5 protein-coding genes and 1 pseudogene are annotated in these 12,751 nt (G+C 50.7%); 5 read left to right on the forward strand and 1 reads right to left on the reverse strand.

What is annotated here, in order from left to right; all coding sequences use genetic code 11:
- Positions 1–32 precede the first annotated feature (32 nt).
- The 4 genes from HUTA_RS10035 (at position 33) to HUTA_RS10050 (ending at position 8,371) form a co-directional block, all read left to right on the forward strand.
- On the forward strand, positions 33–3,191 hold the full coding sequence (locus HUTA_RS10035; protein WP_015789790.1) for a tubulin-like doman-containing protein: 3,159 nt from the start codon (positions 33–35) through the stop codon (positions 3,189–3,191).
- Between the two features lie 240 nt (positions 3,192–3,431).
- A complete protein-coding gene (locus tag HUTA_RS10040; RefSeq protein ID WP_245529094.1) occupies positions 3,432–4,649 on the forward strand; it encodes a hypothetical protein in 1,218 nt (405 codons plus the stop codon).
- Between the two features lies 1 nt (position 4,650).
- Positions 4,651–5,877, forward strand: a complete 1,227-nt coding sequence (locus tag HUTA_RS10045) for a hypothetical protein (RefSeq protein WP_015789792.1) — start codon at positions 4,651–4,653, stop codon at positions 5,875–5,877.
- A 592-nt stretch (positions 5,878–6,469) separates the two neighbouring features.
- The gene (locus tag HUTA_RS10050; RefSeq protein WP_015789793.1) at positions 6,470–8,371 is read left to right on the forward strand and encodes a protein kinase family protein; all 1,902 of its coding nucleotides are present in this window, start codon (positions 6,470–6,472) and stop codon (positions 8,369–8,371) included.
- 577 nt (positions 8,372–8,948) lie between these two features.
- Here HUTA_RS10050 and HUTA_RS15140 read toward each other — a convergent pair.
- Positions 8,949–9,813, reverse strand: a pseudogene (locus HUTA_RS15140) (IS5 family transposase).
- Positions 9,814–10,837: 1,024 nt separating this feature from the next.
- Here HUTA_RS15140 and HUTA_RS10065 point away from each other — a divergent pair.
- Positions 10,838–12,643: an outer membrane protein assembly factor BamB family protein gene (locus tag HUTA_RS10065; RefSeq protein ID WP_169304892.1), complete on the forward strand. Its 1,806-nt coding sequence runs from the start codon at positions 10,838–10,840 to the stop codon at positions 12,641–12,643.
- The last annotated feature ends 108 nt before the right edge of the window (positions 12,644–12,751 follow it).

Below are 12,751 nucleotides of genomic sequence, written 5' to 3' on the forward strand. Positions count from 1 at the left end.
ATATTAGGCGCCTGATTGCACTTCTGACGAACATGAACCTGCCCGATCGGATTTTCGCAGTTGGCGGTGCCGGTAAAGAAATCACTCTCCGATTACTGGAGGCGAATTGGGTTCTTGAGGACATTCTCAAACCACGACCGAACCCTCATTCAGTAACTGTCACCGTCATCGATACTGCCGAGGGTGAAGAGAACACGGACAAGCAACGACTCCAATCCATTCGCAACCGGATCGAGTCGATCGAGTCTGACCTTCGTGACTCCGATCAGGGGCGTACCGGAACGATAGATATTCAATATAAATTGATTACTGAAGACATCCAGCTGAGCGGAAGCATCGATCTACTCGGTGATGACGCCGTTCCCCGAATTACCTCTGGAGCGGGAATGGAGCAAGAGAACTGGTGGATCAAGGAGAACCATATCAACGAGAATTTGGATTTTGCGAAAGGTGTCGTTCGAAAACGAGGGTTGGGGAAAGCGATCTATTATAAATCGTATGCTGAAGATAATTCGATCTCCTCATACATTGACCTTCCGAGCAAAGGTAAGGTCGCTGTCATCGCCGGGCTAGGAGGGGGGACGGGATCGGGTATTCTCATCGACTTGGCACGGCACCTCCAACAGCGACAACGCACCGCCGAAATCACGCTGTTTGGCGTCATGCCGAACCATACTGAAGGAATCAAAGAGAACACGAATGCGTTCGCTGCACTCTCCGAACTCGAATATATCAGTCTAAATGACAAGAACATATTTAAGGATATTGTCTTGTTGCCGATCGATCCGACCGATTTCGACGGGAAAACCGGCAACCGAATTCAAACCGGGCAGTACTTGCGCGAATTCGACGAGGCAGCCATTTATCTCATCGCGGCGTATTACAACACTGAGGGCCTCGAAGATCCGTTTGCTGGGACGCCGAAATATGCGCCCTTTACCATCGGTATTCCGCAAGTACTTCGATACAACGTTGAAGCCATCAACGAAGCCCGAGATGCAATCCGTGCAATACTCACAGACAAAGAGGAGGCTCTTAGTGTTGAAGAAGAAATATATTCTGAGGTCGAACGCTTCTTAACAAAACATTATGACGTCGAGGATGTCGAACCAGGCCTTCGTGATCTCGATGTCGCAAATCTAACAGAACGTATAGAAGAGGTAGAGAATTTCCTTGAGTTTGACTTATTCAATGAACTTAATTACCATTCTTTGGATGTATTCAGAGATATCCTCAAAGATGCTCGGTCGGAAGGGGAAGATATAATCGAACAGATCGAACTCGTCTCTGCGTCCCTTCGAGCGGTTGATGCAACGGGCCAGGAATCTGCTTCTTTTGTCGATAATATTGACGAGAACCTGGCCCAGATCTTGGAACGTGATCTCCGACTCGTTGCCCAGCGGAAAAACCTCTTGGAGCAGCGCAAAGTAATCGAGGACAATCGGATCCGGGATGCGATTGAGTACTTGATAAAATCGGGGAATACGAACGCGACGCCCGGCGTGAAATTGCAGCGTATCGAGGCCCAACTCGAGGACTTATCCGATCAACGCGAACGGCTTGAGGATGAACTCGAGAGTGTCGAATCTGAACTCGAAGCCGCACGGAGCGAGCAATCGGATGAAGTCGAGCGATTGACTTCGGAGTGGTTCCGGGCAAGCCAGGAACATATCGAGAAGCTCCAGGCGATCGATATTGACGAACTGCAACGTGAACTGAATACACTTGCGGGTGAACTTGACTCGTATGTTCAATACATCATCAATGCTGAGAGTCCGGACGAGGTAGAGACGGCCGATTCGACGCCGATTTCCTCGACCTTGGATTCGATTCAGGATACGTTGACCAGTGTGGGTATCCAATTCCAGTCGCAACGCCAGGACATAGAGGGGTCGTTATCTCAGCTCAAAAAGGCGAGAATCGCCTTCCTCAAACTCAACCAGGAGGAGGGAACGTTCGAGCGGCTGACTCCGTGGCAGAGTTCCACGGAAGAGGACAAACAGCAGGCTCACAAGGACTATCAGATGCAGAAAAACAAACTAGCGAACAACGGGATCATCGAGATAGGGCCACCCGGTGGCCAATTCACTGCAGATATTTTGTACGACTCCACACAGGTCATCGACGATGTCCATGAAAAACGTGAGCAACTTCAGGAGAACATTGTGGACGAACTCCGAACCCGGGTTGATTCGCTTTCTGAAGAATACCCGCGTTCGCTTCAGTCGTTATTGACCGAAGCCAAGCCGAGCCAGGATCAACTACGGGAGACTGTCCGGAACGCCTTTTGGGATGAAATCGGCGAAACGGAGGACATCGAGGCTGAGAAGGAGGAGATCGAGACGAAGCTCGACACGGTCAAGGAACAAATCGACAAGTTCGATCCAACGATTTCGTTGTTCCAAAATCTCAACAATCGCCGCGATACGTGGACCGAACGGACGGCCGCCTTCCGGAGCAAGTGGGAGGAATATGAAGACAAATCCGAGCAATCTGTCTCGACCCAGGATGAGGACTACGTCTACGTCAAAAACGTCCAGCCCGAGGATGTGTTCCGCGCAACAGGCAACGAAACCATCGCTGATAGCGACTTCTTCAATAGCCGGGAGGAGAATCAGCGCGTTCGAAATAATCTGGAAGAGCTCTCTAAGAACGCTCGAAATCAGCAATATACCGGACTACGCCGACGCAAATTATCCAAGGGCCGGACACGATACGACGAGTTGAAAGTCCGGCTTGCAGTCTTGAGTGATGCGGTTGGATATATCGACAACGACGCTATCGATTTCGAGGAAACGTTCAGCGGGGCATTTGATCTCGGGGGGAGTGGAAAACGGACTGAGAGTCCCTATACTAGCTGGGCAGCAGAGTTAGGTGGTCCATGGGATATTGGTCTTACTGTCTTCATTGATGGTGTGTTTCTGGATAATATCAGGAAAGTTGTGCAGGCTGATGGCTATCATAACGGTTACCGTAACCGGGAATCGGAGATCGGGGACGATATTCTCGTCCACCACAGCTATGGATTGGAAGACGGCTATTTCGTTCGTCGGAATGGTCTATTGAATATGGAATACGATGACGATGTCGACTTTTACCTCCGTGATGAGTCTGCTATCGTTGACGACCTACTTACTGACTATTACGACCAAATTGATCACACTTCGACTACCGATTCAATCGAGGATTAAGGTGATATCATGGCAAATAATATCATTAACTACGTACGGAAAAGCCGGGAGAAGTTACTACTGCTGGGATATTTCATATTGATACTTGTGCTATCATGGCCCGTCTCCCAAATGCTGGGTAATGGGTGGTGGAACTCAAACATCGTTCGTTCCATTTTCGACCTACGTCTTCTTTTTGGGGTTGAATTAGAACCAATAAGCGTTGCAATATTTGGGGTCTTCGTTGGTCTCTTGATCCTCATGACGATCGATCCGAAGAAACGAATTCAGGCTGTGCTCCTCTGGATCGGCCTAGCGATTGCGTTGCTTGGTCTCCAAGCTCGGGGCCTGTTCCTTCCGAATGTGAGCTTCGTTGCAAGCTTTCCGTGGCTTCTCGGCGGTACCGCTGCCGGATTGATTCTCGGTGGTGGCCGTGATCTGTTTAAAGTGCACACGGCTCAGGCGTTTGAATTTCGGCGTGCTTCCCAAATGCTGTTCTATTTATTGGCTGCGTTTACTATTGTAAGCCTGCTTGAGTTACACGTACAGTATCCGGAGATACTCAATGTAACCAGTGAAACGGTTGAGTTACAACAGATTCAGTCACCGACTATCGGGCTTAACGACGACAGCCTTGTTAGTAACTTGGCGTTTAGTGGGTTATTCCTCGTTGTTGTGAAGCGGTTCGTTCAGTATGATGCTGAAAAGAATTTCTTCATCCTAGGGCCGCGAGCCTCGGGGAAGAGTCTTTTTCTCATCGGGGCATATCTTGAGGCGCTTGAGTGGTCTTCCCAGGACAACAGTGACACCCCATTAAAACCAACGGAAGATCTGATGTCGATGATTGAAGCGTTGGATCAAAACAACTCCGAATGGATTGTCGAAGCGACTGGGCGGGGTGAATTGAAAGAACTCGGCTTCCAATACGTTCATGGTTCTGTATTTCCGACCAACGTAAGCCTTTCTGGAGTAGATTACGCGGGAGAGTATTTATCACGATTGCCGGACGCGATTACTGGCGCGGTTTCAGAAGAAGACCTCGACACAACTACTCAGCGTCTCAGAGATGGGGTAGATGAAGCTGACACGCTAATGTTTGTCGTCGATGTCGAACGATTCGTCGATAATCAGCCCCTCGAAATATCCGAGTATTTCAGCATCTTGCAAGCGACCAATGGAAAGGACGTGATGATTATCGCAACGAAGGCAGATCATCTGGCGGAAGAGTTCGAGCAGGAGCAGGGACTCGAACCGCACCTTTACTTTGATGAATTCAAGCAGTACGTGAACACCCGTCTCAGGGAAAGTGAAAACGTAAACAGTCTCATCACTGAGACATCCGGTGCCGAAATACATCCGGTGTATTACCAGACAACGATTGACGACAATGGCAACCGTGTTCCAATGCGGGACAGCAGTGGATCAGTAACTACTGTTGGATTCAACGAGCTCCTTGAAGAGGTCGGGAGGCGTGCGTAATATGGATGAGATAGAGATATACGATTCACAGGGTCAGCCGGTCGATGATTCGACTCGCACTCAGAACGAAAAGATTCAGGACTTCTTCTTTGCTGGTGTTCGCCTAGCAATAGAAGGACGAGGACCGTCAACATCACTCACGGTCTTTTTCAGGGCTCGTGAGTCAGAAGCGAGCCGCTCAGAGCAGTACTATGCAGTGTATCGAACAAGTTCACAGGGCGATCTCATGCAGGGCTTTCGGGACCTGTTCAAGCAGCGGATCGAGCAGGAGCTTGGCATGGATGTTGTCACAACTACTGAAGACACGAAAGTATTCGAGACGATCCTCAATGATTCACCTCCCGAAATCCCCGGAGACTCCCGTGATATCAAAGATATTGACCAAATACTGAATCAAGGCGAAGAATCTGCCCATCTCGGTGTGCGAACGTATCCGCAGGCGGTTGGACTTCTCAATGAGCTACTCAGATCGTCCAGTGCGAACAAAGTAGCCATCTCCGAGAACAGAAATACACCACACCTAGAAGAGTATGATATTATAGTGGAAAAAGGGGACTACGCGGGAATAACATTCCTCGATGACACAAAGCAGGCGATCGAAGATCTGCGCGAACGAAGACGGAAACGACTCCAATCCACGGGCCCGTACAGCGGCCCCTCTGGGTTGAAACAGTACTTGCCCGGATTCCTTCAAGAGTACTACCTCGCATTCTTATCAGTATCAGCACTGCTCATCATTGGTGTCATCATCGCCGGGACGCTGCTTGGCTCCTGTCACCTCTTGGGAGGGGCCTTCCCCGTCGTGGACAATCCGGTGTGTCCAGCTGACGCCGATGGTGATGCGACTCCTCTCTACGCGACCAACATCTCCAATACTGGTAGCTCCGGTTCAATTGCAGTAAATAACGTGACCGCGACATCGATAGAATATCATCTGGATATCGGGGATGCTTCCGGATCTGAATATTCCACATATAATTTCACACTTACTATTTATAATGAGACTGCTGAAATATATGGGAATGGAACGTCATTTGCGCCACGCAACAATATTACTGCCGATCTCAATCAACCGTCCACGTTTGAATCCGGGGAGCAGTATACCCTCAATATATCCAGTGATGAGATAGATATTGCTGCCTCTGTTTCGTTTGATCTGACCGAGAATAAAACCGCAGCCGGAAAAGAAATAGCATCACCGACACAAAACACCACGGAGTCCTCCTAGACAACCACAACCGGGTCCTCCTCGACAACCACTACAGAGTCTTCTTCGACAACCACAACCGGGTCCTCCTTGACGACGACTACCGAGTCCTCGTCATCAACCACGACGGAGAACGAAACACAGACGGCCTCGGAATAACTTCAAAATATACATCCAGAACCTGATTATACGCGTAAATAGAAGTCCTCTCTCTGTGCCTTTACCTCGTCATTACGAGACTCACTACGACCATGGAGATAATCCAGGAAGCACCGAAACCATTGTATGAGAATCCTTCTATGACACTCTCGTTCAGCGTATTTACTAGCAGGTTTTCACTTGTCTCGCTAGGTCGTTTCTTCGGCCTTGTTGAAATCTTCACGTGGTGATAGGTTTCAGTAGCCGTGCAAGATACAACGCGTAAGTCTTGGGTGGAGTTTCCTCCAGAGCAGTCTCCTCTGAATGCCCAATACAGGGAATAAACTTGCATTGTACAGATATTGTAATTGTAACATATATTGTACAAATATAACTGCAATATGTATTGAAATGAATGCATTGATATACTCCACAACAACTATAGGATTTCCTTTGGATAGTATTTGTATCATTTATGACTGAGCCAGCGGAGGCGTTCGCCCGTGCGTGCCCCGACATCAGCACGGCAACCGAGATCAGCACAGGCGATATTGTCCATTACTACCATGCAAAACTCACGGATGACACTCGAACGCTGCGGGTGTTCACTGTCGGGCCGAAAAGTACCGACGAAGCGGTCGACGAAACGTTCGAACGGATCAGCGGCCAATGGCTCAATCTCAGCACTTACCCAAACGTTGTCACTGTCAAAACACGAGGTGACAAACCTCGCCCTTGGATTGCTGTCGAACTTGTCGATGGCCGGCCACTCAAAGCAGTACAGTCGGACCTTTCACTGCCAGAAATTCGGACGGTCCTCGACGATATCGCCGAAGCTTTGCGCAACGCGGCTCTCTATAATACTACTCACGGGGCACTCTCACCAGAAACTGTTTGGATACAGCAGACTGACGATGGTGTCACAGCACTTGTCGACGAGTGGGGCCTCAAAGATGCCTGCCAACAGGCGGCAGGCCGGGCTACAAATACAGCATTTACCGCACCGGAGCTGGCAAGCAACAATACGCCCGACATGGAACGGGCTGACGTCTACAGCCTCGGCGCCGTCGCCTACTACGCATTAACCGGACATCTGCCCGAAGTGCCCGATAAGCGTACTGAGGCGAGCGAACTGACTCCGCCCAGTAGCCACAACTCGCACCCTGAAGTGACCTCCAACGTCGACAATGTAATTCTGAAAGCGCTCGCTATCGACCCCGCCGACCGCTATGACTCCGCTGTCGACTTCAACAGTGCTATCTCTCGCGTGCTTCCCACCGCTGCCGAACTCCCCACCATCGAGGACGAACCTGAGTCTAATGATGGAAACGACAAGGACAGAGACGGGGACCAGCGTGATGACACAGACGAAGAACAAAGCAACACATCCGACACCACCGACGACGAGATAGACACACAGACTCGCGATATAAAACCGACTCGCCAAGCTGACATGGGCATTCTCGGTGCTGTTGTCATCGGCGTTAGTCTCAATATGATTCCTCTCTTGATACTAGACAATTTAATTACTAGAGCAGCAACGAACGTTTCGACATCAATTCCGATATATCTCGCTGTATACGGATTGATTCCAATCATTGGTATTGCTGCTCTTGGTTTGGTCTCAACTGCAAGGAGCAAAACCAAAGACGATGACTATCGCCGTGTTGTTCATAAAAAAGATCACGATCTCTTTCAAAGAAACGAACTACTTCGGAGATTAAATGATATATATGTATATTTTTGGGAACGTCCATTGCTCATGCTTGGCGTGACGATCCCCGTTACGATGATCGCACTGGCGCTGGCCATTATGTCCGACTGGGCGCCGACTTCCTTGGCAGGGATGATGGCCGACCCACTCCAGGGGACGTTCTTCTGGCTGTACGTTCCCGCCTACATCAACTTCATCCCGCTGGCTATCTTCTACGAGCGGAAAGTATCTTCCTGGAATAAGATCATCGGCAGTCTCTCCAAGAATCAAAACAATATCGACCGCAAGCGAATTTCACGCATTCAAATACAGATTATAATCATCATGATAACATATCTGGCGTCACTGGGCGTGATTGCCATGCTGGATGTGAAGTTCGAGATGATAGCTAGGCTCTATCAGCAAGGCAACAGCGTAGACGGGGGTAGTTCCGTCCATAGCGGTTCCGCCCGAAGCATTGGCAGGTACATGCCGAGCTCCGATTTCCGCGCGATGCTACTTTTCCATGCAGCCACGCTGCAGGCACTGCTATCTTCGTTCATTGCGGGGTACATCCGCGGCAGGAACTTTCGCTCAGGAATGAAGTTTGCAGTAATCCTCCTAACGATCACATTGATCATGTGGCAGACTGTCATTCCAGTGTTAAAAGTTGAATTGATATAACTCTGGGCTTTTGATCAATCTGAGCGCGTCATAGAAGCTTCACACGCACTTCCTGTCTGCGTAATGTCAAGAATTGCGTGCGAGATATAACGCGCGTATTCAGCAGTTAGATGAGCCGATAAAATGCGCGTATTCACCAGAAGAATAATTAAACCTCGTATATTGAAAGGGCATCACTCATTTTATCGACGGCAGCATCTTGGATGTCGCTACCCTTTGAGGGATACCTCATCTTACATCCAAACGGCTCTTTAGTGAAGGTCGCATACCACCTGTCTTTATTTTTGTTTTACACTTTATACTCCTTTGCCTCCTTTCTAGTTATTTGTCCGTGATTTGTTGCATTAGCTGCTACATTCGCAGCTTTTTGCGGGGCTACCTCTAACATAACTTCTGACGACATATCAAAGCATATGGATGATACTCTATTCAAACTTGCTACGAGCGTCTGACGTACTGTGATGTATATCCCTTCGAGGTGTGTCACGGCGTCCGGCAAACGTCGTAGTTTACCACAAATCTCGACACTGATTCTCTCGTGAGTTCTTGTCGCCAGTGCTGAATAGACGCTCTATATTCAGCAGTCCGTTCCTCTCAGAATCACGGACATTCGCCCCTCCTCATGTGAAATGGCGAGGCTTCGCTCCAGGTTCTGAACGATACACTTGATAACGAGTTCCCGGAACTGCTTCCACCAAAGGCGTAACCGGACGAATGCACCGAATTTCTGTTTGATTGCCGCGTTGACTGTCTCGTTCATGTTCTGCCTGTGGTAGAGATCGCTGTCCAGTCGCGCATTTCACGCTTTGTGGAGAGGTGTAAACTCTCGATGCTTGATGAGTGGTCGAATATCGTGGTCACGCGCGAACCGCCGGAGTTTCTGGTCGTCGTATCCCTTGTCAGCGGTCAACACCCCGATAGACTCTGCGTTCCGTTCCACTACCTGTGGCGCAATCTGCGTATCCTGCTTCCGCGTTGTCGTCACGTGAACATCGAGAATGGCGTTGGTCGCTGTATCGACCAACAGTGTTGTCTTCAACTGCTGAATAGTGGGGTTTGTTCGCTTCGTGTAGTGAGTTGATGCATGCGCCCGCTCAAACCCGGACGCATCGATACCGGTGACACCGTTCAGTGGCAAGTCCCCGATCGAGACGTTCAGTAACACCCGCCAGACGGCCATCTCCAGGCGGTCGAACGCCTTGCAGGGCGTCGAGGGTGCAGGGATCGAGGGCGTCACGGATGCGGGGCATCTCGATGAGTTCGTCAACGAGATCACGGTACGTGGTTGTCTTCTTGACTTTCAGATAGAGTAAGACAACGTGTTGCCGGAGCGTGAACCGCTTCAGTAAATAGGGCGTCGCGTACCGAGCAACAGCACGGCGGGCCAGCACGACAGCACGTTCGACGAATCGGAGGAGGCGTGATTTCGGGAGAGAATCCATTCTGTCTCGGACTACTCACCCGTTATGTTTGCCAGCAAGGGTTTCAACAAAGCCGTTTCTTCCAAGATAGATGCAGTAGTCTCGAAGTCCGGAATTGAACTCTACGCCCAGAGTATACGAGTTGGTGAATTTGATTCCTTTGAATAGTAAATATTTTCTAATTATAGCCCAAACTATTTCCAAACATGGATATTAAAATATCTTCTTATAGATCTAACCATGATAAATTGAATTTTACCTATAGAACAGCATGGCTTTGGATAACAATTGCTGCGGTTTATCATCTCACAATGGCCCAAACCCACGGGTGGGCTGTGAGATTCATAGAGAACGGACTATATACTGATATATTCTTACCATTACTGGTACTACTTCCATTCCTCTCTATTGGTAATGGTATCCATAGCCTCACATATCTGAAATTTATAAGTGTATTTGACAATCTTAGAAAGAGCATAGTTATTTACTTGATCGTGTTGCTTATGGTTTCAGTACTTAGCGTTGGAATTACACAAACTCAATTTACTCGCTTTCACTCGGGACCTATTGGTGGATGGGTTATTTTGCAAGCACACCATTGTTCGTTCCATTTTTATTAATACTGTTCTCTCTTGCATATTTCTACTATTTTTCAATTCGAGACAGGATAATAATAATTTTGCATGTATTCTCAATAGTGTATCCTGTCGCACAAATATTAATGTCGATTACTATGGGCTATGCATATTTGCATGACACCGAATTGACCCCTGCCCCTCCCTCAGGTGTTTTCAGCTGGTTACTTGGAATAGGCCATGTCGTAATACTCCCTATTCTAATATTTTACATATTGGGCGTAGTAGCCTATCGCCGTTTGTCAGATTCATCGGAACTCGACACACTCACGAAGTGGCCACGTCCAGGCCGCGACGCGGCAAACACCGCTGCAGCGCCGGATTGTCGTGCGGTTCAGCCCGATTCAGACAGCGCCTGGCAGGCAGGCAGTCACGAGACCACCGCACCAGTCGTCGCCGACGACAGAGTCGTGGCTGGACGCGCCGATGGGACTGTCACGGCCAGAGATAACTGGAGTGGCGAGCGACTGTGGCGCACCTCGATCGGAGACAGCATACCCACGACGCCAGCCATTGAGTTTTCATCGGTCTACGTAGCCTCTGGGACAGCGTTGGTTGCACTTGGCCAACAATCCGGTGACACCGAATGGACACTTTCGCTCCCGAGTGATGCTGCCGGCACACCGGTGCCCCACGAGGATAGGCTGTATGTGACCTGCGAAGATGGCACCGTTCTCGCGGTCAACGCGAAAGGTGGGGCCGAGCAGTGGCAAGCGTCCGTTTCGGCACCCGTCGCTAACAGGCCAGCCGTTTCCGACGATCAAGTCGTGGTGAGCACGACAGAGTCGACGGTGGCAGCCTTTGACACTGAAAACGGAGACACCAACTGGGCGATCGACGTACAAGGTAATCGCCTGTCGGCACCGATTGTGGCCGACGACACTGTGTATGTCGCAGACTGCGGTGGAACACTTTACGCGCTCAACGCTGACAATGGCAACGTCATTTGGTCCGTAGAGACAGGTATTGCACATTTGACCCACCTTGCTGCCACTGACGGGTCGGTCTGGTTGGCTAGCCAGGAGGGTACAATCGTCAGCGTTGCTACCGCGGCCTACGAACATACGTCACCCAAGCGGTTCGAGACAACGGTGACTGGACTGGCAATCGTTGATACGACTCTGTACGTTGGCGGGAAGTCGAACGTCTGGGGATTAAGTACAAAGAACAGCGAAGAACGTTGGCAGCTGGCGCTTGACAGGAAGGCGACCGGGATTGCGCCGACAAGTGAAGCCCTCTACGTCGGGACGGAGTCGGGACTCACTGGCTATCAAGCCGAGTCCGGAGACAATGAGTGGGGTGAGACGGGCACTGAGACGAAACCAGAAGCGAAACCCGAGCGGACGGATGAGGAGTCAGCGGTCTCCGAAGTCACTCAACCCGATGCCAACGAGCCCCCGTCGACCTCAGATGGGAGTGCGGGAAAGGGTAGCGCCGACAGGTTGGCCACCGATATCAGACCCCTCAACGAGCTAACGCTCCTTGCCGACGATGGCTCATTGGAAGTCTACCGTGGCCGGCACGCGGAGGAAGCGGACGAGGTTCGCGTTCTCACGCCGTCCGATCCCACAGAACCCGTTGCTGAGCGGTTCCAACGGGCAGTACTCGGCTGGGTGAACGGGAGCTCCCATCGGAACGTAGTGACGATTCACGACAGAGGGATGGAGCCACGCCCGTGGGTCGCAACCGAGTCCGATGCGGAATGGACTACGTTAGCCGAGCCTCCGGGTTGGCTTGACTTCGAGCAGACGATTGGAATCCTGACGGACGCCGCGGAGGGGTTGCGCAACGTCGCCCTGTACAACGTATATCATCACAATCTGTCTCCCCGGCACATCTGGGCCGGGCGGCAGGATGACGAAGTAGTTGGGAAGGTAGACGACTGGGGACTTGACCGTGTCGTCCGAGAGGCGGCTGGTGAGACAGTCCTCACGTCGTATACCGCCCCCGAACAGGTCAGCGATGCCTACGGCCAGCCCGATGAAGCGACGGACATCTACGGGCTGGGAGCTGTCGCTTATTACGTCTTAACAGGCACAGAGCCGGTGGAGGCCGAGCGGGATGCGATCTTGGAAGGGGATATCACCCCGCCAAGCGAGGTCGCGGAGGTGCCAGCGGGGCTTGACGAGGTACTCTTGCGGGCGATGGCAACCGATCCGGCGGAACGCTACGATTCGATGTATGCCTTCGGTCTGGCACTCAACAACGCGCTATAGATGCGTTGCTCTCATTGTTTTTCGGAAAATTGAGTGCTCCCCGACAACGAGTCCCGGGATCTGTTGGAAGGCATCGCCGACTTCCTGATCGAACGCGAGTACTGACCG

The sequence above is a fragment of the Halorhabdus utahensis DSM 12940 genome, assembly GCF_000023945.1.
In the GTDB taxonomy this organism is placed as follows: domain Archaea; phylum Halobacteriota; class Halobacteria; order Halobacteriales; family Haloarculaceae; genus Halorhabdus; species Halorhabdus utahensis.

Excerpts from the sequence above, each read along its gene's own strand:
- HUTA_RS10035 (WP_015789790.1), top strand. The coding sequence starts at position 33 with ATGAACCTGCCCGATCGGATTTTCGCAGTTGGCGGTGCCGGTAAAGAA.
- HUTA_RS10040 (WP_245529094.1), top strand. The coding sequence starts at position 3,432 with ATGACGATCGATCCGAAGAAACGAATTCAGGCTGTGCTCCTCTGGATC.
- HUTA_RS10045 (WP_015789792.1), top strand. The coding sequence starts at position 4,651 with ATGGATGAGATAGAGATATACGATTCACAGGGTCAGCCGGTCGATGAT.
- HUTA_RS10050 (WP_015789793.1), top strand. The coding sequence starts at position 6,470 with ATGACTGAGCCAGCGGAGGCGTTCGCCCGTGCGTGCCCCGACATCAGC.